Raw genomic sequence first — 21,038 nt, forward strand, 5'->3', positions numbered from 1 at the left:
GAGTGGGCGGTTGCCCATGTGGCAGGCTAGCCACGGGGATTCCGACGAACGCTAGACGGGCGCCAGCGGACGGTAAGGCGCTGGGGGCAAATGCACCACGATGGCGTCTCCTGCACGGATCTCGCCGCCTTCGTGCACGATCGCCATCACGCCCGCCTTCCGCACCAATTCGCCGGCGGCGTCCCGGTCCAGCACGGCCGCGGTCAGGCCGCGTTGGAAACGATCGATCTGGCTGCACGGATTGCGCAGGCCGGTGAGCTCGATCTCGGCAGATCCGATCCGAAGCCGCGTTCCGGTGGGGAGTTCCAGCAGGTTCAAGCCGCGGGTGGTGATGTTCTCGCCCAGGTCGCCCGGGAACACGGCGAAATCACGCTCCACCAGCTCGTCGAACAGCTCCGCGTGCAGCAGGTGCACCTGCCGCAGGTTGGGCGCCGAGGGATCGCGCGCCACCCGCGAACGATGTTGCACCGTTGCACCGGCGTGGGCGTCGCCGGCAACGCCGAGGCCAGGCACCAGCGTGATGGTGTCTTCGGCGAACTTGCTGAAGCTGTGGTCTGCGCTGCGATGGACGGCGAGTACACGCCCCTCCATCAGCCGGTCCGCACCGCTTCGGCCAGGCGCTCGGCGGCGCTGCGCGCCACCTGCTCCTCGCGCGCTTCCACCATCACGCGCAGCAACGGCTCGGTGCCGCTGGCGCGGATCAGCACGCGGCCGCTGCCGGCGAGCTCGGCCTCGACCTTCGCGGTCTCGGCGGACAGCTTGGTGTTCTCCTTCCAGTCCTGGCCGGGCTGCAGGCGCACGTTGATCAGGGTCTGCGGGAACAGCGTCACGTCCTCCAGCAGGCGCGACAGCTTCTTGCCGCTGCGCGCGCAGGCCTTCAGCACCTGCAGCGCGCTGATCAGGCCGTCGCCGGTGGTGTGCTGGTCCAGGCAAAGCAGATGGCCGGAGCCCTCGCCGCCCAGCAGCCAGCCGCGCTTTTCCAGTTCTTCCAGCACGTAGCGGTCGCCGACCTTGGCGCGCACGAACTCGACGTCGCGCTCCTTCAGCGCCAGTTCCACCGCCATGTTGGTCATGAGCGTGCCGACGGCACCGGGCACGCGATGGCCTTGCGCCAGCCGGTCCATCACCATCAGGTAGAGCAACTCGTCGCCGTTGAACAGGCGGCCATCGGCGTCCACCATCTGCAGGCGGTCGGCGTCGCCATCGAGGGCGATGCCGAAGTCGGCACGGTTGGCGCGCACGGCCGCGACGAGCGCCTGGGGATGGGTGGCGCCCACCTTGTCGTTGATATTCAGGCCGTCGGGCGAGCAGCCCAGGCAGAAGACCTCCGCGCCCAGCTCGTGGAACACCTTGGGCGCGATGTGGTACGCGGCGCCGTTGGCGGCGTCGACCGCGATCGTCATGCCCTTGAGCGTGAGGTCGTTGGAGAAGGTGCTCTTGCAGAACTCGATGTAGCGGCCGGCCGCGTCCTCGAGCCGGCGCGCCTTGCCGATGGTGGCGGAGCCCGCCCACACGGGCGGCTCCTCCAGCGCGGCCTCCACGTCCAGCTCCCAGGCGTCGGGCAGCTTGGTGCCCTGCGCGCTGAAGAACTTGATGCCGTTGTCCGGATAGGCGTTGTGGCTGGCGCTGATCACCACGCCCAGGCTGGCGCGCTGCGCGCGCGTGAGGTAGGCCACGCCGGGCGTGGGCAGCGGGCCGAGCAGCACGACGTCGACGCCGGCGGAGTTGAAGCCCGACTCCAGCGCGCTTTCCAGCATGTAGCCGGAGATGCGCGTGTCCTTGCCGATCAGCACGGTCGGGCGCTCCTCGGTACGCGTCAGCACGCGGCCGACCGCATGCGCGAGCTTCAGCACGAAGTCGGGCGTGATGGGCGCCTCGCCCACCTTGCCGCGGATGCCGTCGGTGCCGAAATACTTCCTGCTCATGATTCTCCCTCTGCCGGCAAAGTGCCGGCCTTCTGCATTGCGTTGAAAACCTTCAGGGCCGCGACGGTGTCGCGCACGTCGTGCACGCGCACGATGCGCGCGCCGCGCTCCGCGGCCAGCAGCGCCGCCGCCACGCTGGCCGCGGCACGTTCATCCACCGCGAGGCCCGTGACCGTACCGAGCGAAGACTTGCGCGACCAGCCCGCCAGCAGCGGATAGCCATCGTGCGCCAGTTCCTCCTGGCGTGCGAGCAAGGCGAAATTCTGCCCCACGGTCTTGCCGAAACCGATGCCGGGGTCCCAGCAGATGCGCTCGGCGGCGACGCCGCGCGCGCGCAGCGCGTCCGTGCGCACGCGCAGGAACTGCAGCACCTGGGGCACCGCATCGCCCGGCAGCGGGCTGCGCTGCATGGTGCGCGGCTCGCCGTGCATGTGCATCAGGCAGACGCCGCAGGCCGGATGCTGCGCGACCACGTCCTCGGCGCCCGGTTGCCGCAGCGCCCAGATGTCATTGACGATGTCGGCGCCCAGGTCCAGCGCGGCGCGCATCGTTTCGGGCTTGTAGGTGTCGACGGAGATGGGCACGCCCAGCTTCACCGCCTCGCGCAGCACCGGCAGCACGCGCGCCAGTTCCTCCTCGAGCGGCACCGGGTCCATGCCCGGACGGCTCGACTCGCCGCCGATGTCGAGGATGTCCGCGCCGTCGGCGAGGAGCTGCTCGCAGTGCGCCAGCGCATTCGTCGTGCTGGCGAAGCGGCCGCCGTCGGAAAAGGAATCCGGCGTGACGTTCACGATGCCCATCACCCGGGCGCGATCCAGGTCTATGCGGTAGCGGGACGTCTGCCAGAGCATGGGCTGGATTTTGCTCCCGCGCGGCAATGAAAAAGAGGCCCGGAGGGCCTCTTGTGGAGAGTTCATCGAACTTTTACGCTGCGTTGGGTGCGGGCTCCGCGCCGGCGGACGGGCCACCGGTGCCGCCGGACGTCGGCGTGCGCGGCGTGAAGTCCTTGGGCGGGCGCGGCTCCTTGCCGGCCATGATGTCGTCGATCTGCTCGGCGTCGATGGTTTCCCACTCGAGCAAAGCCTGCGCCATGCGGTGCATCTTGTCGCTGTTGTCCTCGATCAGGCGGCGCGCCAGCGTGTACTGCTCGTCGATGATGCGGCGCACTTCCATGTCCACCTTCTGCATCGTCTGCTCGCTGATGTTGGTGGTCTTGGTGACCGAGCGGCCCAGGAAGACCTCGCCCTCGTTCTCCGCGTAGACCATCGGGCCCAGGGCATCGGTCATGCCGTAGCGCATCACCATGTCGCGCGCCAGGTGGGTGGCCCGCTCGAAGTCGTTCGAAGCGCCGGTGGTCATCTGGTGCATGAACACTTCTTCCGCGATGCGGCCGCCGAACAGCATGCTGATCTGGTTGAGCATGTAGTCGCGGTCGTAGCTGTAGCGGTCCTGCGCCGGCAGGCTCATCGTCACGCCCAGCGCGCGGCCGCGCGGGATGATGGTGACCTTGTGCACCGGGTCGCATTTGGGCAGCAGCTTGCCGATGATCGCGTGGCCGGCCTCGTGGTAGGCCGTGTTGCGGCGCTCTTCCTCGGGCATGACCATGGACTTGCGCTCCGGGCCCATGATGATCTTGTCCTTGGCCTTCTCGAAGTCCTGCATCTCCACCACACGCGCATTGCGGCGGGCGGCCATCAGGGCGGCTTCGTTGCAGAGGTTGGCCAGGTCGGCGCCGGACATGCCGGGCGTGCCGCGCGCGATGATGCCCGGGGCCACGTCCTGACCGATCGGGATCTTGCGCATGTGCACGTTCAGGATCTGCTCGCGGCCGCGGATGTCCGGCAGCGTCACGTAGACCTGGCGGTCGAAGCGGCCCGGGCGCAGCAGGGCGGAGTCGAGGATGTCGGGACGGTTGGTCGCCGCGATCACGATCACGCCGAGGTTGGTCTCGAAGCCGTCCATCTCCACCAGCATCTGGTTGAGGGTCTGCTCGCGTTCGTCGTTGCCGCCGCCGAGGCCGGCGCCGCGCTGGCGGCCGACCGCGTCGATTTCGTCGATGAAGATGATGCAGGGCGCATTCTTCTTCGCGTTCTCGAACATGTCGCGCACGCGGGCCGCGCCCACGCCGACGAACATCTCGACGAAGTCCGAACCGGAGATCGAGAAGAACGGGACCTTGGCCTCGCCGGCGATGGCCTTGGCGAGCAGGGTCTTGCCGGTGCCCGGGGGGCCGACCAGCAGCAGGCCGCGCGGAATGCGGCCGCCCAGCTTCTGGAACTTCTGCGGGTCCTTCAGGAAGTCGACGACTTCCTTGGTTTCTTCCTTGGCTTCGTCGCAGCCGGCCACGTCGCTGAACGTGAGCTGGTTGCTGCTCTCGTCGAGCATGCGCGCCTTCGACTTGCCGAAGCTGAAGGCGCCGCCCTTGCCGCCGCCCTGCATCTGGCGCATGAAGTAGATCCAGACGCCTATGAGCAGGAGCATCGGCCCCCAGCTCACGAGCAGCGTCATCAGCAGCGAACCCTCTTCGCGCGGCTTGACGTCGAACTTGACGTTGTTGTTGATCAGGTCGCCGACCAGGCCGCGATCGAGGTAGGTCGCGGTGGTGCGGACCTTGCGGTCGTCGTTGGTGACCGCGACGATTTCCGTGCCGCCCTGGCCCTCCTGGATGATCGCGCTCTTGATCTGGCGGTTACGCACCTGCTCCAGGAAATCCGAGTAACCGACCATGGACGCGCCGGCGGCGCCCCGGGTATCGAACTGCTTGAAAACGGTGAATAACACCAGTGCGATCACCAGCCAGACGGCGATCTTGGAAAACCACTGATTGTTCAAACTGTGTCTCCGGGGTCGGGATGGCCCATCTCCTGAGCCAATTGACGCCCATTCTAGGGGTTTCAAGGGATGGAACGATGTATTTTGCCTACGCGTTCCATAGGAAAGCAGGCAGGATTTCTGCCGGAGAGGGACTACCTGCTTGCGTTTTTGGGGCCGATCCCGACCAGAAAGGTCTCGGACGACTTGTCGCGCGAGGCCTTGGGCTTGAGCGGCTTGACGGTGCGGAACTGCTCCTTGAAGCGCTTCACCAGCTGGCTGTAGCCGCTGCCGTGGAACACCTTGCAGACCAGCGCGCCTTCCGGTTTCAGGTGTTGCATGGCGAATTCGATCGCCAGTTCCACCAGGAGTTCGATGCGCGCCGAGTCCGAGGACGGGATGCCCGACAGGTTGGGGGCCATGTCCGAGACCACGGCGTCGACCTTGCGGCCCGCCAGCTCCTTGTCCAGCGCGGCCGCCGCCTCCGGCTCGCGGAAGTCACCCTGCAGGAAGGTCACGCCCTCGATCGGCTCCATCGGCAGGATGTCGAGCGCGAGGATGGTGCCGTTCAACTCGCCCACGGCGGCGCCCTTGGGCGACAGCCTGCGGCGCACGTACTGGCTCCAGGCCCCCGGCGTGGAGCCGAGGTCGACCACCAGGTGGCCGGGCTTGATCAGGCCGAGCTGCTCGTCGATCTCCTTCAGCTTGTACGCGGCCCGGGCGCGGTAGCCCTCTTTCTGGGCGAGCTTCACATAGGGGTCGTTCACATGGTCGTTCAACCATGACTTGGTGACCTTCTTGCTCTTCGTCTTGACTTTCATATGCGATCTGCCCTAACTGGGATAATACGGCCCATGCCTGCAATTCAACTGACCATCGCCGAGCGCAAGGCGCATCGGGCCGAAGCCCACCACCTCGATCCCGTGGTGATGATCGGCAACGACGGTCTCACGCCCGCCGTCCGCAAGGAAGCCCACAACGCCCTCAACGCCCACGGCCTGATCAAGATCCGCGTGCTCGGCGACGACCGCGAAGCCCGCGAAGCCATGTACCAGCAGCTGGCGGACGAGCTGAACGCCGCGCCCATCCAGCACATCGGCAAGCTGCTGGTGCTGTGGCGTCCCAAGCCGAAGAAGGAAAAGGCCGAGGACGAGGACCGAAAGCCGGGCCCGCGCGAGTTCAAGGTGGTCAAGAACTCCAGCCGCGGCGGCCAGCGCCCCGAGGTCAAGCGCGTGCGCGTGCTGGGCAACCAGCGCCTGACCCCCGGCGGCCAGGTGCGCAAGGCCAAGCCTAAGCAGAAGTCGGTGAAGAAGTCGCGGGCCGAGTAAGCCTCCACAGCACGACCAGCGCGCACAGCCACTGGGCGGCGTACATCGCCGTCCCGGCGCCGTGCCACAAGGCCAGGTCCTGCCGCAGCACGATGCGCGGGGCCACCGCGAATTCCTGCAGCAGCGCCAGCAGCATCCCGGCCAGCACGTAGACCAGCGCGCCGTTGCCCCAGTCCATGCGCGGCGCATCCTCGCGCGCGCTCGACGCCATCAGCAGCAGCATCCCGCAGCCCACGCCGACCCAGGTCTGCGCGGCGAACAGCTTCGCCGCCATCTGGCCGGCCTGCGCCGGGCTTCCGAGGCTGGCGAACAGCATCGGCACCACCAGGAAACCCACCGCCGTCAGGCTGCCCCACCAGAGGGCGGCGGCCAGCACGGCCAGGCGGGCTTTCCAGGGCGCCACGGTCAGAGGTAGGAGACGGCGACGATCTCGTAGCGCTTGGTGCCGCCGGGCGCCTGCACTTCGGCGGTGTCGCCCTCTTCCTTGCCGATCAGCGCGCGGCCGATCGGGCTGGACACGTTGATCAGGCCCTGCTTCAGGTCGGCCTCGTCCTCGCCGACGATCTGGTACTTGACCTTCTCGCCGCTGGTTTCTTCCTCGAGTTCCACGGTGGCGCCGAACACCACCTTGCCGCCGGCGTCCACCGACGACGGGTCGATGATCTGCGCGGCGGCCAGCTTGCCCTCGATCTCCTGGATGCGGCCTTCGATGAAGCCCTGGCGGTCCTTGGCGGCGTCGTATTCGGCGTTCTCGGACAGGTCACCCTGGGCCCGCGCCTCGGCGATCGCCTGGATCACGCCCGGGCGGTCGACGGTCTTCAGGCGGTGCAGCTCGGTCTTGAGCTTCTCGGCGCCGCGCTTGGTGATGGGAATGGTGGCCATGAAGGTTCGGTCTCCAAATGAAAACCGCCGAACGTTGCCGCTCGGCGGTTCTTCTGCGATGACTAATTATGCCAGTTGGGCGTGCATCTCCTGGACGCTGATCACATCCAGGTTTTCCATGCTTTTCATACCTTCGACGGCGGCTTCCGCGCCCGCGATGGTCGTGAAGGTCGTCACCCGCGCCAGCAGCGAGGAAGTGCGGATCATGCGCGAGTCGGCGATGGCGTTGCGGCGCTCTTCCACCGTGTTGATCACCATCACGATCTCGTTGTTCTTGATCATGTCCACCACGTGCGGGCGGCCTTCCGTGACCTTGTTCACGGTCTCGCAAGCGATGCCGGCGGCGTTGATGGCTGCCGACGTGCCCTTGGTGGCGATGAGCGGGAAGCCCATCGCGGCCAGCTGGCGCGCGACTTCGACGGCGCGCGGCTTGTCGTTGTTCTTCACGGTCAGGAACACCTTGCCGGACGGCTTGCCCTCGGCATCCACCGCCTTGGGCAGCTTGGTGCCGGCGCCGAGCTGGCTCTTGACGAAGGCTTCGCCGAAGGTCTTGCCCACGCCCATCACCTCGCCGGTGGACTTCATCTCCGGGCCGAGGATGGTGTCCACGCCGGGGAACTTGACGAAGGGGAACACGGCTTCCTTCACGCTGAAGTACGGCGGCGTCACTTCCTTCGTGATGCCCTGCTGGTCCAGCGTCTGGCCGACCATGCAGCGCGCGGCCACCTTGGCCAGCTGGATGCCGGTCGCCTTGCTCACGTAAGGCACGGTGCGCGAGGCGCGCGGGTTCACTTCCAGCACGAAGATGACGTCCTGGCCGTCCTTCTCCTGGATCGCGAACTGCACGTTCATCAGGCCGACGACCTTCAGCGCCTTGGCCATCGCGGCGGTCTGGCGCTTGAGTTCGGCTATGGTTCCCTGAGACAAAGAGTACGGCGGCAGCGAGCAGGCGGAATCGCCCGAGTGCACGCCGGCCTGCTCGATGTGCTCCATCACGCCGCCGATGAAGACCTTGCCGCTGGCATCCGCGATGCAGTCCACGTCGCATTCGATCGCGTCGTTCAGGAAGCGGTCCAGCAGCACGGGCGAATCGTTCGACACCTTGACGGCCTCGCGCATGTAGCGCTCGAGGTCGCGCTGCTCGTGCACGATCTCCATCGCGCGGCCGCCCAGCACGTAGGAGGGGCGCACCACCAGCGGGTAGCCCAGGGCCTGCGCCTTTTCCAGCGCTTCCGGCTCGGTGCGCGCGGTGGCGTTCGGCGGCTGGCGCAGCTTCAGGTCGTTCAGCAGCTTCTGGAAACGCTCGCGGTCTTCCGCGGCATCGATCATGTCCGGCGAGGTGCCGATGATCGGCACGCCTTCGGCCTCCAGGCCCAGGGCGAGCTTGAGCGGCGTCTGGCCGCCGTACTGCACGATCACGCCGGTGGGCTTTTCCTTGGCGACGATCTCCAGCACGTCTTCCAGCGTCAGCGGCTCGAAGTACAGGCGGTCGGAGGTGTCGTAGTCGGTCGACACGGTCTCCGGGTTGCAGTTGACCATGATGGTCTCGTAGCCGTCCTCGCGCAGCGCGAGGGCCGCGTGCACGCAGCAGTAGTCGAACTCGATGCCCTGGCCGATGCGGTTGGGCCCGCCGCCCAGCACCATGATCTTCTTCCTGTTGGTCGGCTCGGCCTCGCACTCGTCCTCGTAGGTCGAGTACATGTAGGCGGTGTTGGTCGCGAATTCGGCCGCGCAGGTGTCCACCCGCTTGTAGACCGGGCGCACGTCCAGCGCCTTGCGCGCTTCACGCACGGCCTTGTCGGTGGTCTTCAGCAGCTTGGCCAGGCGGCGGTCGGAGAAGCCCTTGCGCTTGAGCGCGCGCATCGTGGCGGCATCGATGGCGGCCAACGCCTGGTCGCCCTTTTCCGCAGCCAGCTTGTCCAGGTCGAGCTCGATCTTGACGATCTCCTCGATCTGCACCAAGAACCACTTGTCGATCTTGGTGAGGTCGTAGACCTCGTCGACGGTGAGGCCCATGCCGAAGGCGTCGCCCACGTACCAGATGCGCTCGGGACCGGGCGAGCCCAGTTCCTTTTCCAGCACCTCGCGGTCCTCGGTCTTCTGGTTGAGGCCGTCGACGCCCACTTCCAGGCCGCGCAGCGCCTTCTGGAAGCTTTCCTGGAAGGTACGGCCCATGGCCATCACCTCGCCCACCGACTTCATCTGCGTGGTGAGGCGGTCGTCCGCGTCCTTGAATTTCTCGAAGGCGAAACGCGGGATCTTGGTGACGACGTAGTCGATCGAAGGCTCGAACGAGGCCGGGGTCGCGCCGCCGGTGATCTCGTTGCGCAGTTCATCGAGCGTGTAGCCCACGGCCAGCTTGGCCGCGACCTTGGCGATCGGGAAGCCGGTGGCCTTGGAGGCCAGCGCCGAGGAACGCGACACGCGCGGGTTCATCTCGATGACGATCATGCGACCGTCCTTCGGGTTGATCGAGAACTGCACGTTGGAGCCGCCGGTGTCGACGCCGATCTCGCGCAGCACCGCCAGCGAGGCGTTGCGCATGATCTGGTATTCCTTGTCGGTCAGCGTCTGGGCCGGCGCGACGGTGATCGAGTCGCCGGTGTGCACGCCCATCGGGTCCAGGTTCTCGATCGAGCAGACGATGATGCAGTTGTCCTTCTTGTCGCGGACCACTTCCATCTCGTACTCTTTCCATCCCAGCAGCGATTCCTCGATCAGCAGTTCGCTGGTCGGCGAGGCTTCCAGGCCGCGCTTGCAGATGGTCTCGAATTCCTCCGGGTTGTAGGCGATGCCGCCGCCGGTGCCGCCGAGCGTGAAGCTGGGACGGATCACGGTGGGGAAGCCGACGCTCTTCTGCACGGCCCAGGCGTCATCCATCGTGTGGGCGATGCCGGAACGCGCCGAGCCCAGGCCGATGCGCGTCATCGCGTCCTTGAACTTCAGGCGGTCCTCGGCCTTGTCGATCGATTCCGGCGTGGCGCCGATCAGCTCGATGGCCTTGTTGGTGGCCGCGCCCTTGTACTTGTGCAGCACGCCCTGGCGCCACAGGTCCAGCGCGCAGTTCAGCGCCGTCTGGCCGCCCATGGTCGGCAGGATCGCGTCGGGCCTTTCCTTGGCGATGATCTTCTCGACCGTCTGCCAGGTGATGGGCTCGATGTAGGTGACGTCGGCGGTCGCCGGGTCCGTCATGATCGTCGCCGGGTTGGAGTTGATCAGGATGACCTTGTAGCCCTCCTCGCGCAGCGCCTTGCAGGCCTGCACGCCGGAGTAGTCGAACTCGCAGGCCTGGCCGATGATGATCGGGCCGGCGCCGATGATGAGGATGCTCTGGATGTCTGAACGCTTGGGCATATGTTTTAGGTGCTAGGTGCTGGAGGCTAGAGGCTAGGGAGCGAGCTTCTCTTCCAGCCGCTGCTGGAGGGAACGGAGCATCTTTCCAAGCTCATCTGCCTGGGCAACCAGGTCCTCGATGGAAGTTGTTCGAACGGAATACAAACGCGCGGCCAGCTCAATCAGGGTCTCCACTTCGGCAAGCGACCCGCTGGCAATCGATAGAAATCTCAAGTAGTCCTTGGTGGACGAACGCTGATGCCCTTCGGCGATATTGGCCGGGACTGAAACTGCCGCCCGGCGCATCTGGGATATGAGGCCAAACCGTTCGTCAGCGGGCAATTCAGTCGAGAGGCGATACACCAGGGAAGTCAGATCCATGCCACGTTGCCAAACGAGCAGGTCCCTATAGCTTCTGATCTGCATTTCCCTAGCCTCCAGCCTCTAGCCTCTAGCCTCTAGCCTCTAGCCCCTCTTGTTCTGGTCCATCAGGCCGGTGAACCGGTCGAAGAGGTAGCCAATGTCGTGCGGGCCTGGGGATGCCTCCGGATGGCCCTGGAAGCAGAAGGCCGGCTTGTCGGTGCGGGCCAGGCCTTGCAGCGTGCCGTCGAACAGCGACACGTGCGTCGCCCGCAGGTTCGCCGGCAGCGTCTTCTCGTCCACCGCGAAGCCGTGGTTCTGGCTGGTGATCGAGACCTGGCCGGAGTCGAGGTCCTTCACGGGATGGTTGGCGCCGTGGTGGCCGAACTTCATCTTGAAGGTCTTGGCGCCGGAAGCCAGCGCCATGATCTGGTGGCCCAGGCAGATGCCGAAGGTGGGGTAACCGTCCTCGATCAGCTCGCGCGTGGCGGCGATCGCGTAGTCGCAGGGTTCCGGGTCGCCGGGGCCGTTGGAGAGGAACACGCCATCGGGCTTGAGCTTCTTCACTTCGGCCGCGGGCGTCTTGGCGGGAACGACCGTCACCTTGCAGCCGCGCTCGGCCAGCATGCGCAGGATGTTCTGCTTCACACCGTAGTCGAAGGCCACCACGTGGTACTTGGCGTTCTCGAGCTTGCCGTAGCCGGTGCCCAGCTGCCACTCGGTCTGGTCCCAGTCGTAGGACTTCTTCACCGTGACGTCCTGCGCCAGGTCGAGGCCGGCCATCGAATGCACGGCGCGCGCCTTGGCAACCGCCTCGTCGACCAGCGCCGGCGTGACTTCCTGGCCTTCCTTCAGGCCGACCAGGCAGCCGTTCTGCGCGCCCTTGGTGCGCAGCAGGCGGGTGAGCTTGCGGGTGTCGATGTTGGCGATGCCCACCGTCTTCTCGCGCTGCAGGTATTGCTGCAGGGTCATGTCGGCGCGGAAGCTGGAGGCAATGAGCGGCAGGTCGCGGATCACCAGGCCGGCGGCGTGGATGCGGGTCGCCTCGACGTCCTCGGCGTTCACGCCGTAGTTGCCGATGTGCGGATAGGTGAGCGTGACGATCTGCTGGCGGTAGCTCGGGTCGGTCAGGATTTCCTGGTAGCCGGTGAGCGACGTGTTGAACACGACCTCGCCGGTGGTGGATCCTGCGGCGCCGATCGAGTTGCCGATAAAGACCGTGCCGTCTGCGAGCGCCAGGATGGCGGGCGGGAAAGCGCCTTGGAGCGACGAAAGCACTGGGTTCTCCGATATGGATTCGGGTACGCCCAGCACGATCAAGAGGAACTCTCGATGTTGCTTTTGTCGGAGGGGAGTGCTGAAAGCGCTAGGGCGTACGCGGGGGTTTGCGGGAAAGCCTCTGATTATAGCCCGGCCACTGGGCCGGCTGCTCGGCCGCAGCGCATCGCCCGAGGCGGAGCGGCGGGGAAAGCCCTACACTCGGTTTTCCACCGGGTCGGCTTCCCTAGTGCCTCTAGCCGATGGGCAGCAGCCCGCCCGGTTCGCAGACGCACCGCAGTACGAGGTGCCGTCATGCAACTCTCCGCCTACATCAAGCCGATCGTCATGCGCCGCTTCGTGGCGCGCCCGCCGGCCCGCCCACGGCTGGCCGAGTTCATCCGCTCCCATTCCACCGAGATCCTGCTGGCCTGGGACGAGTTCGCGGCCACCGTCACCCACGAGGGCCGGACGCTGGACCCGGCCGCCTTGCGCGACCATGCGGCCCAGATCCTGTCTGCCATCGCGGACGACCTGGGCCGGCCGCAGACCTCCGACGAGCAGGACGCGAAAGGCAAGGGCCGGGCGCCGCGCGGCGCGGTGCTCACGGCCGCCGAAACGCACGCCGACTTCCGCATGATCGCCGGCTTCGCGGTCGACGCCATGATCACCGAGTACCGGGCCCTGCGCGCCAGCGTGCTGAAGATCTGGGCCCGGGCCGGCGGCGGCACCCGGGCCGACGACCTGACGGACCTGACCCGCTTCAACGAGGCAATCGACCAGTCGATCGCCGAGTCCGTGGGCCGCTACACGCGCCAGACGAGCACGTCCACCGACCTGTTCATCGGCATCCTGGGCCACGACATCCGCAATCCCCTCGGGACCATCCTGAACAGCGCCGAAGTACTGGTGCGCTCCGGCAGGCTGGAAGCGGCGGCCGCCGCGCCCATCAAGAACGCGGCCATCCGCATCCAGGGGATCATCGAGCAGGTCGTCGACTTCACCCGGGCCCAGGCCGACGGGCTGATGCCCATCACGCGCGTGCCGGGCGACCTGGCCGTCCAGCTGGCCAAGATCGTGCAGGAGACGCAGGTGCACCATCCCGACCGCAAGGTGATGCTGGCGGGCAGCGGCGACTTCGCCGGCAGCTGGGACGAAGGCCGCATGGGGCAGCTGCTGTCCAACCTGCTCGGCAACGCGCTCGTCTACGGCGCGCGGGACAGCACGGTCACCGTGACCATGAGTTCCAGCGCGTCCGAAGCCCGCTTCGCGGTGCACAACCACGGCGACGCCATTCCGATGAGCGAGCGCGAGCGCATCTTCCAGCCGCTGGAACGCGGCATGCAGCAGCACCTGGCCGGTGAGCGGCGCGCCACCGGGGGCCTCGGCCTGGGCCTCTACATCTGCCGCGAGATCGTGCGCGCCCACGGCGGCACGCTGGAGCTGGAATCGAGCCAGGCCGAAGGCACCACGTTTTCGGTGACCTTGCCCCGCGCGCCTGCCTAGGCGCGCGCCGCCGCGCTGGCGTGCAGGCAGATCGCCGCCGCCGCCGCCACGTTCAACGACTCCTCGCCGCCCGGCTGGATGATGCGCACGTGCCCCGCGGCGCGCGCGGCCAGGGCCGCACTGACGCCCTGCCCTTCGTGGCCGAACACCCAGCCGCAAGGCCAGGGCAGCTTCGCCTGGTGCAGGAAGTCGCCCTGGTGCGAACTGGTCGCCAGCAGCGGCACCTGCAAGGCCGCAAGCGCCGCGGCCTCCAGTCCTTCGACCAGGTGCAGTCCGAAATGCGCGCCCATGCCGGCGCGCAGCACCTTGGGGCTCCACAGCGCCGCCGTGCCTTTCAGGGCCAGCACCTGGCGAAAGCCGAAGGCGGCCGCGCTGCGCAGGATGGCGCCAACGTTGCCGGCGTCCTGCACGCCATCGAGCACCACGCTGGCATCGCCAGGCTGCAGCGCCGGCGCGGGCGGCAGCGGCAGCAGGAAGGCCATGCGCGCCGGGGACTCCAGGCTGCTCAGCTGGCCGAACAGGGCGTCATCGACGACCACCACCTTGCCGATGGCATCCGGCCACTGCGCCGAGGTCGCCGACCAGTACGACGCCTGGAACACCGCGTGCGAAGGCTGCTGCCCGCGCTGCAGCGCCGCCCGGCACAGGTGGTCGCCCTCCAGCCAGACGCGGCCCTGCTTGCGGTACGCGGTGTTGTCGTGCGCGAGGCGGTGCAGCTCCTTCAGGAGCGCGTTCTCGCGGGAAGAGATCGTTTGCGGACCGGAGGTCACTGGACTTGCACGCTCACCAACGCGCCCTCGGCCGTGGTGAAGGTGGCCGCCACCGGGCTGAAATGCCGCCGGTGGTGGACGCAGGGCCCGTGCACGCGCAGGGCCTCCAGGTGCTCCGGCGTGCCGTAGCCCTTGTGCGTGGCAAAGCCGTACTGCGGGTACTGCTCGTGCAGCTGCGCCAGCATGCGGTCGCGCGTGACCTTGGCGATGATCGAAGCCGCCGAGATCGACTTGACCTTGGCGTCGCCCCCGACGATGGCTTCGGACAGCACGTCCAGCGTAGGCAGGCGATTGCCGTCCACCAGCACCTTGATCGGCTTGAGCCGCAAGCCCTCGACGGCGCGGCGCATCGCCAGCATGGTGGCGTGCAGGATGTTCAGGGTGTCGATTTCCTCGACGCTGGCCTCGCCCACCGCGCAGCACAGGGCCTTTTCGCGGATGGTGTCGTACAGGCGCTCCCGTGCCAGGGCGGTCAGCACCTTGGAATCGGCCAGGCCGCGAATGCGCTTGGTGTCGTCGAGGATCACCGCGGCGGCGACCACCGGGCCGGCCAGCGGCCCGCGTCCGGCTTCGTCGACGCCCGCCATCAAGCCGACGGGATCCCAGTCCAGCCGCTTCTGTGCGGGCTTGCTACGGGCGGGCGAGGACTTTTTCGATGGCATCGGCGGCAAGGGTCGGCGTGTCGCGCAGGAGCTGGGCATGCAGCCCGCGGAAAGTCTCCTGCACGGTGCGCATTCTCTCAGGGCTCGCGAGCCAATCCAACACCGCCCCAGCCAGCAGGTCGGGCTTTGCGTTGGACTGCAGCAACTCCGGCACGACGAAATCGCCGGCCAGGATGTTGGGCAGGCCCACCCAGGGCTGCAGGTGGCGCGGCTTCATCAGCGCGTAGGTCAGCCAGTGCGTGTGGTACGCGATCACCATCGGCCGCTTGAAAAGCGCGGCCTCCAGGGTGGCGGTGCCGCTCGCCACCAGGGTCACGTCACACGCGGCCAGCACCGCATGCGACTGGCCGGTGACGATCTTCAGGTTGCGCACCGGCGTGCAGCGTTGCGCGATCTCGCCGATGCGCGCCTGCAGCGCCGGCATGGCCGGCAGCACGAACCAGGCTTGCGGCTTCTGCTGCTGCATCAGCGCCGCCGCTTCCAGGAAGCGCGGGGTCATGGCCTCGATCTCGGACGCGCGGCTGCCGGGCAGCAAGGCGATCACCTCGCCCTGCTCCGGCAAGCCCAGCGCGGCGCGGGCGGCCGCCTGGTCCGGCTCCATGGGGATCACCTGCGCCAGCGGATGGCCGACATAGGTCGCCTCCACGCCATGGCGCGCCAGCAGTTCTGGCTCGAAGGGAAAGATGCACAGCACGTGGTCGCAGCTGCGCTTCAACTTCTCCACGCGCTTCATGCGCCACGCCCAGATCGACGGGCAGACGAAGTGCACGGTCTTGATGCCCGCCGTGCGCAGGTCCTGCTCCAGGGCCAGGTTGAAGTCCGGGGCGTCGACGCCGATGAAGAGATCGGGCTTGTCCTTCAGCAGGCGTTCGCGCAGCTGGTCGCGGATGCCGACGATCTCGCGGTAGTGGCGCAGCACCTCGGCGTAGCCGCGCACGGCCAGCTTCTCGTAGGGCCACCAGGGCTCGAAGCCGTGGCGCGCCATCTGGGGGCCGCCGATGCCGCCCGACTGCAGGCCGGCCCAGCGCTGGCGCATGCCTTGCAGCAGCAGGCCGGCCAGCAGGTCGCCGGAGGCCTCGCCGGCGACCAGCGCCGCGCGAGGCGTGCCAGGGGTGCTCACCGCGCGATGCCGCGGGTGGCGGCGGCCAGGAAGCCGCTCATGAGGGCGACGTCGCCGGCGGCTTCGGGCGCCTGCTGCGCCAGCGCCTCGATGGCGGCGCGCGCGTCGTCCAGCGTGCGGCCTTCGCGGTACAGCAGCTTGTGCATCTGCTTCACGGCGGCGATGCGCGCGGCGGAGAAATCGCGGCGCTTCAGGCCGGTGGCATTGAAGCCGCGCACCGCCATCGGATTGCCGTCCACCAGCATGAAGGGCGGCACGTCCTGCGACACCGCGCTGGCGAAGCCGATCATCACGTGCGCGCCGACCTTCACGAACTGGTGGATGCCCACCAGGCCGCCGATGGTGACCCAGTCGCCGATCTCGATGTGGCCCGCGAGCGTGGAGTTGTTGGCCATCGTCACGTTGCTGCCCACCACGCAGTCGTGCGCGACGTGGCAGTACGCCATGATCCAGTTGTCGTTGCCGATGCGGGTGACGGCCTTGTCCTGCACCGTGCCCACCTGCAGGGTGCAGAACTCGCGGATGGTGTTGCGGTCGCCGATCACCAGCTCGGTGGGCTCGCCCTTGTACTTCTTGTCCTGGTTCGCCGCGCCTATCGAGTTGAACTGGAAGATGCGGTTGTCGCGGCCAATGGTCGTGTGGCCCTCCAGCACCACGTGCGGCCCCACCGTCGTGCCGGCGCCGATCCTGACGTCCGGCCCGACCACCGAATAGGCGCCGACGCTCACGCTGGCATCGAGCTGCGCCTTGGGGTCGACGATCGCGCTGGGATGGATGCTCGCCATGCCGGACGGGAAGCTCAGGCGACGCTGCGCATCGTGCACATCAGGTCGGCCTCGCAGGCGACCTCGTCGCCCACGCTGGCCTTGGCGGTGAACTTGTAGATGCCCGCGCGCGCGCGATCCAGCGTGACCTCCAGCGTCAGCTGGTCGCCCGGCTCCACCGGCCGCTTGAAGCGCGCGTTGTCGATGCCCACGAAATAGATCACCGAGTTCTCGTCGAGGCCCGTTCCCACGGCGGAGAAGGCCAGCAGCGCGGCGGCCTGGGCCAGCGCCTCCAGCATCAGCACGCCCGGCATCACCGGCCGGTGCGGGAAGTGGCCGACGAAATACGGCTCGTTGATGGTGACGTTCTTCAGCGCCTTGATGGTCTTGGCGTCCATCGCCAGCACGCGGTCGACCAGCAGGATCGGGTAGCGGTGCGGGAGCTTCTTGAGGATCTGATGGATGTCCATCACGTTGTTCGGCGTCGTCATGATTTTTTTTCCAGGGCCTTGATGCGGTCGCGCAGCGCGGACAGCTGCTTGAGCGCCGCGGCATTCTTTTCCCAGGACGCATTGTCGTCCATGGGGAACACGCCGGTGTACATGCCAGGCTTCTGGATCGAGCGGGAAATGAAGGTGCCGGTGGAGACGAAGGTGCCGTCGGCGATGCTGATGTGCCCCTGGATGCGGGCCGCGCCGCCGATCATGCAATTGGCGCCGATGGTCGCGCTGCCGGCGATGCCGGTGCAGGCGGCCACCGCCGTGTTGCGGCCGATGCGCACGTTGTGCGCGATCTGGATCAGGTTGTCCAGCTTCACGCCGTCCTCGATCACGGTGTCGGCCAGCGCGCCGCGGTCGATGCAGGTGTTGGCGCCGATCTCGACGTCGTTGCCGATGGAAACTGCGCCGAGCTGCTCGATCTTCTCGTAGCCGCCGCCCTTCACGGGCGCGAAGCCGAAGCCGTCGGCGCCGATCACGACGCCCGGGTGCACGATGCAGCGCTCGCCGATCACGCAGCGCTCGCCGATGTGCACGCGCGCCTTCAGCTCGGTGCCGCGGCCGATGCGCGCGCCCCGCTCCACCACGCACAGCGGCCCGATGCGCACGCCCTCTTCCAGCACCGCCTCGGTGTCGACGACGGCGCTGGGGTGGATCGCGGGCCCGCTCGGCGCGGGCAACGACTTCTTCCACAGCTGCGTGACGCGGGCGAAGTAGAGGTAGGGATCCGGGGTGACGATGCAGCTGCCGCGCGCCTGCGCCGCCTCGCGCATGTCGGGCGCGACGATGACGCAGCCCGCGCGCGTGGTCTCCAGCTGCTGCCGGTAGCGCGGATTGGCCAGGAAGCTCAGGTCGAACGGGCTCGCGCTTTCCAGCGGCGCCAGGCCTTCGATCATGAGGGTGCCGTCTCCCTGGAGCTCGCCGCCGAGCGCCTGGACGATGGCCGCGAGTTGCAGCGCCACGGCGGCCGCCTATCTGACGGCGTTGAGCGCCTTGATCACCTTGTCGGTGATGTCGTGCTTGGGATTGATGTAGACGGCTTCCTGCAGGATCAGGTCGTACTTCTCCTGCTCGGCCACCTGCTTGACGACGCGGTTGGCGCGGTCGAGCACCGCCTGCAGTTCCTCGTTCTTGCGGGCGTTGAGGTCTTCCTGGAATTCGCGGCGCTTGCGCTGGAACTCGCGGTCCTGGTCGATCAGCGCCTTCTGGCGCGACCCGCGCTGGCTTTCGGCCAGCGTGGGCGCCTCGCGCTCGAACTTGTCCGAGGCGGACTTGAGCGCGGTGCCCAGGTCGTTCAGGTCCTTCTCGCGGCGCGCGAACTCCTGCTCCAGCTTGGCCTGGGCGGCCTTGGCCGAATTCGCCTCGCGGAAGATGCGGTCGGTGTTGACGAACCCCACGCGGAAATCCTCGGCCTGTGCCTGGCCACCCAGGGCGAGCGCGCCCAGCAGCAGCAGGCAGTAGCGGGACAAGGTCTTCATCAGAAGGAGGTTCCGATCTGGAATTGCAATTTCTGGATTCTATCGCCAGGCTGCGTGCGCAACGGCTTGGCGAATGCCACCCGCAGCGGCCCGATGGGGGACAGCCAGGACAGGCCCACGCCCGCCGAGGCGCGCAGGTCCGGAATCGAGAACTTCTCGTTCTCGGCGTAGACGTTGCCGATGTCGACGAAGCCGAACATCCGCAGCGACCGGTCGTTGCCGGCGCCCGGGAACGGGGTGAGCACTTCCGTGTTCAAGGTGAGCTTCTTGGCGCCGCCGATGGAGGAGCCGGTCACGTCGCGCGGGCCCAGGGTGCCCTGGTCGAAGCCGCGCACCGAGCCCAGGCCGCCCGAATAGAAGTTCTTGAACACCGGGAACGGCCGGCCGGCAAAGCCCGTGCCGTAGCCGATCTCGCCGTTGAAGGCCAGCGTGAAGCGGCCCCCCAGCGGGACGTACTGCTGATACTGGTAGTTGCCGCGGAAATAACGCGTGTCGGCGGCGACGCCGAGCTCCATGGCCAGGCGCTGGTAGCGGCCGCGCGAAGGCGCGATCGTGCTGTCGCGGTCGTCGCGCGACCAGCCCACCGACAGCGGCACCGAATAGCTGGTGTAGCCGAACTCCTCGGCATAGGCCAGGTAGGCCGCCGGGATGTTGGTACCGGGCTTGATCTGCGTGCGCTCCATGCTGGCGCCGAAGAACACCGTGTCCGCCTCGCTGAACGGCACGCCGAAGCGGATGCCGGCGCCGGAGGTCACCAGCTGGTAGTTGCCGCCCTGGTCGTCGTACGGACGCGAGGCGCGGTGGTAGATGTCTATGGTGCGCGAGATGCCGTCCGGCGTGAAGTACGGGTTGGACGTGGTGAAGGCCAGCGTGCGGTTGTACTTGCTGGTGTTCACCTCGACGCCCAGGTAGTTGCCCGAGCCGAAGGCGTTCTCCTGCTTGACCGAGAACGACAGCGCCAGCTTCTCGGCGCTGGAGAAGCCCGCGCCCAGCTGCAGCGAACCGGTGGGACGCTCGGTCACGGCGACGTTCAGGTCCACCTGGTCGGGCGCGCCCGGCACGTCGGTGGTCTCGACGTTGACGTCCTTGAAGAAGTTCAGGCGGTCGACGCGGTCGCGCGAGCGCTTGATCTTGTCGGCGTCGTACCAGCTCGACTCGAACTGGCGGAACTCGCGGCGGATCACTTCGTCGCGCGTGCGGGTGTTGCCCGCGATGTTGATGCGGCGCACGTAGGCGCGGCGCGACGGGTCGGCGGCCAGCACGAAGAACACGCGGTTGTTGGCGCGGTCGATCTCCGGCTTGGCTTCGACCTGGGCGAACGCATAGCCGAAGTTGCCGAAGTAGTCGGTGAAGGCCTTGGTGGTCTCGCTCACCTGGTCGGCGTTGTAGGGTTCGCCGGCGCGGATGCGCACCAGCGACTTGAAGTCGTCTTCCTTGCCGAGATAGTCGCCTTCCAGCCGCACGCCCGAGACGACGTAGCGGTCGCCCTCGGTCACGTTGACGGTGATGGTGATCTCCTGCTTGTCCGGCGAGATCGCGACCTGGGTCGAATCGATGCGGAATTCCAGGAAGCCGCGGCGCAGGTAATAGGACTTCAGCGACTCGAGGTCGGCGTTGAGCTTGGTGCGCGAGTAGCGGTCGGACTTGGTGTACCAGGAGAGCCAGCCGCCGGTGTCCAGGTCGAACAGGCCCTTGAGGTCCTTCTCCGGGAAGGCCTGGTTGCCGACGATGCGGATGTCCTTGATGCGGGCCGGCTCGCCTTCGGTGACGGTGAAGGTGAGGTTGACGCGGTTGCGGTCCACCGGCGTCACCGTGGTGACGACGTCCGCGCCGTACAGGCTGCGGTTGATGTACTGGCGCTTGAGTTCCTGCTCGGCGCGGTCGGCCAGCGCCTGGTCGAAGGGCCGGCCTTCGGTCAGGCCGATTTCCTTCAGCGCCTTCTTCATCGTGTCCTTGTCGAACTCCTTGGTGCCGACGAAGTCCACTTCGTTGACCGTGGGGCGCTCTTCCACCACGACCACCAGCACGTCGCCGTTGACCTCGACGCGCACGTCCTTGAACACGCCCAATGCGAAGAGGGCCCGGATCGCTGCCGAGCCCTTCTCGTCGTTGTACTGGTCGCCCACGCGGAAGGGCAGCGACGCGAACACCGTGCCGGGCTCCACGCGCTGCAGGCCCTCGATGCGGATGTCGCGCACGGTGAACGGGTCCACCGCCCAGGCGTTGGCCGCGAAGGCCATGGCCACCATGGCCGAAACGGTACGCACGCGAAAGCGCTTGAATTGTTGTTTCATCGAAATCAGGGTGGCGCCGGCGGGCCCGCGCGGCTGCAGCTGCTTGTTCAG

20 protein-coding genes are annotated in these 21,038 nt (G+C 67.4%); 2 read left to right on the top strand and 18 right to left on the bottom strand.

All coding sequences use genetic code 11. From position 1 onward, the window contains the following. Positions 1 to 51 precede the first annotated feature (51 nt). From LZ009_RS19680 to LZ009_RS19700, 5 genes are all read right to left on the bottom strand, one after another. Positions 52 to 591, bottom strand: a complete 540-nt coding sequence (locus tag LZ009_RS19680) for an MOSC domain-containing protein (RefSeq protein WP_275699678.1) — start codon at positions 589 to 591, stop codon at positions 52 to 54. Continuing rightward, positions 591 to 1,925, bottom strand: coding sequence for a phosphoglucosamine mutase (gene glmM, locus LZ009_RS19685; RefSeq protein WP_275699679.1), 1,335 nt, complete (start codon positions 1,923 to 1,925; stop codon positions 591 to 593). Before glmM ends, LZ009_RS19680 begins: the two co-directional genes overlap by 1 nt. Beyond that, complete coding sequence (folP, locus tag LZ009_RS19690) at positions 1,922 to 2,776, bottom strand: dihydropteroate synthase (protein ID WP_275699680.1); 855 nt, start codon at positions 2,774 to 2,776, stop codon at positions 1,922 to 1,924. Before folP ends, glmM begins: the two co-directional genes overlap by 4 nt. A 73-nt stretch (positions 2,777 to 2,849) precedes the next feature. After that, positions 2,850 to 4,757 (bottom strand): ATP-dependent zinc metalloprotease FtsH, encoded by a 1,908-nt coding sequence (gene ftsH, locus LZ009_RS19695; RefSeq protein ID WP_275699681.1) that lies wholly within the window; start codon positions 4,755 to 4,757, stop codon positions 2,850 to 2,852. 134 nt (positions 4,758 to 4,891) lie between these two features. Beyond that, positions 4,892 to 5,557 (bottom strand): RlmE family RNA methyltransferase, encoded by a 666-nt coding sequence (locus LZ009_RS19700; RefSeq protein ID WP_275699682.1) that lies wholly within the window; start codon positions 5,555 to 5,557, stop codon positions 4,892 to 4,894. 33 nt (positions 5,558 to 5,590) lie between these two features. Between LZ009_RS19700 and LZ009_RS19705 the strand changes: the two genes are divergently transcribed. Continuing rightward, the gene (locus tag LZ009_RS19705; RefSeq protein WP_275699683.1) at positions 5,591 to 6,064 is read left to right on the top strand and encodes a YhbY family RNA-binding protein; all 474 of its coding nucleotides are present in this window, start codon (positions 5,591 to 5,593) and stop codon (positions 6,062 to 6,064) included. Here LZ009_RS19705 and LZ009_RS19710 read toward each other — a convergent pair. From LZ009_RS19710 to carA, 5 genes are all read right to left on the bottom strand, one after another. Beyond that, positions 6,027 to 6,467 carry a DUF4149 domain-containing protein gene (locus tag LZ009_RS19710; RefSeq protein WP_430300397.1) on the bottom strand — a complete coding sequence of 147 codons (441 nt, stop codon included), beginning with the start codon at positions 6,465 to 6,467 and terminating at the stop codon, positions 6,027 to 6,029. The genes LZ009_RS19705 and LZ009_RS19710 overlap by 38 nt on opposite strands. 2 nt (positions 6,468 to 6,469) lie before the next feature. Next, a complete protein-coding gene (gene greA, locus LZ009_RS19715; RefSeq protein WP_275699684.1) occupies positions 6,470 to 6,946 on the bottom strand; it encodes a transcription elongation factor GreA in 477 nt (158 codons plus the stop codon). A gap of 66 nt (positions 6,947 to 7,012) precedes the next feature. Then, positions 7,013 to 10,300 (bottom strand): carbamoyl-phosphate synthase large subunit, encoded by a 3,288-nt coding sequence (carB, locus tag LZ009_RS19720; RefSeq protein ID WP_275699685.1) that lies wholly within the window; start codon positions 10,298 to 10,300, stop codon positions 7,013 to 7,015. 33 nt (positions 10,301 to 10,333) lie between these two features. Beyond that, complete coding sequence (locus LZ009_RS19725; protein WP_275699686.1) at positions 10,334 to 10,705, bottom strand: four helix bundle protein; 372 nt, start codon at positions 10,703 to 10,705, stop codon at positions 10,334 to 10,336. 39 nt (positions 10,706 to 10,744) lie between these two features. Next, positions 10,745 to 11,917 carry a glutamine-hydrolyzing carbamoyl-phosphate synthase small subunit gene (gene carA / locus LZ009_RS19730; protein ID WP_275699687.1) on the bottom strand — a complete coding sequence of 391 codons (1,173 nt, stop codon included), beginning with the start codon at positions 11,915 to 11,917 and terminating at the stop codon, positions 10,745 to 10,747. A gap of 294 nt (positions 11,918 to 12,211) precedes the next feature. Between carA and LZ009_RS19735 the strand changes: the two genes are divergently transcribed. Beyond that, positions 12,212 to 13,402, top strand: a complete 1,191-nt coding sequence (locus LZ009_RS19735) for a sensor histidine kinase (protein WP_275699688.1) — start codon at positions 12,212 to 12,214, stop codon at positions 13,400 to 13,402. Here the strand turns inward: LZ009_RS19735 and LZ009_RS19740 are convergent. From LZ009_RS19740 to bamA, 8 genes are read right to left on the bottom strand one after another with little or no spacing between them, the layout of a single operon-like run. Next, complete coding sequence (locus LZ009_RS19740; protein ID WP_275699689.1) at positions 13,399 to 14,172, bottom strand: TrmH family RNA methyltransferase; 774 nt, start codon at positions 14,170 to 14,172, stop codon at positions 13,399 to 13,401. The genes LZ009_RS19735 and LZ009_RS19740 overlap by 4 nt on opposite strands. Then, positions 14,169 to 14,834: a ribonuclease HII gene (gene rnhB, locus LZ009_RS19745; protein WP_275699690.1), complete on the bottom strand. Its 666-nt coding sequence runs from the start codon at positions 14,832 to 14,834 to the stop codon at positions 14,169 to 14,171. The genes LZ009_RS19740 and rnhB overlap by 4 nt, the downstream gene beginning before the upstream one ends. Further along, positions 14,803 to 15,954, bottom strand: coding sequence for a lipid-A-disaccharide synthase (gene lpxB / locus LZ009_RS19750; protein ID WP_275699691.1), 1,152 nt, complete (start codon positions 15,952 to 15,954; stop codon positions 14,803 to 14,805). Before lpxB ends, rnhB begins: the two co-directional genes overlap by 32 nt. Continuing rightward, positions 15,951 to 16,739, bottom strand: coding sequence for an acyl-ACP--UDP-N-acetylglucosamine O-acyltransferase (gene lpxA / locus LZ009_RS19755; RefSeq protein ID WP_275699692.1), 789 nt, complete (start codon positions 16,737 to 16,739; stop codon positions 15,951 to 15,953). Before lpxA ends, lpxB begins: the two co-directional genes overlap by 4 nt. A 14-nt stretch (positions 16,740 to 16,753) precedes the next feature. After that, positions 16,754 to 17,191 carry a 3-hydroxyacyl-ACP dehydratase FabZ gene (fabZ, locus tag LZ009_RS19760; RefSeq protein WP_275699855.1) on the bottom strand — a complete coding sequence of 146 codons (438 nt, stop codon included), beginning with the start codon at positions 17,189 to 17,191 and terminating at the stop codon, positions 16,754 to 16,756. Positions 17,192 to 17,205: 14 nt separating this feature from the next. Next, positions 17,206 to 18,177 (bottom strand): UDP-3-O-(3-hydroxymyristoyl)glucosamine N-acyltransferase, encoded by a 972-nt coding sequence (lpxD, locus tag LZ009_RS19765; RefSeq protein WP_275699693.1) that lies wholly within the window; start codon positions 18,175 to 18,177, stop codon positions 17,206 to 17,208. Between the two features lie 9 nt (positions 18,178 to 18,186). Then, a complete protein-coding gene (locus tag LZ009_RS19770; protein WP_275699694.1) occupies positions 18,187 to 18,693 on the bottom strand; it encodes an OmpH/Skp family outer membrane protein in 507 nt (168 codons plus the stop codon). Further along, entirely contained in the window at positions 18,693 to 20,987 is a 2,295-nt protein-coding gene (gene bamA / locus LZ009_RS19775) for an outer membrane protein assembly factor BamA (protein WP_275699695.1), read from the bottom strand. Before bamA ends, LZ009_RS19770 begins: the two co-directional genes overlap by 1 nt. Positions 20,988 to 21,038: the final 51 nt, after the last annotated feature.

The sequence above is a fragment of the Ramlibacter paludis genome, assembly GCF_022012305.1.
In the GTDB taxonomy this organism is placed as follows: Bacteria; Pseudomonadota; Gammaproteobacteria; order Burkholderiales; family Burkholderiaceae_C; genus Ramlibacter; species Ramlibacter paludis.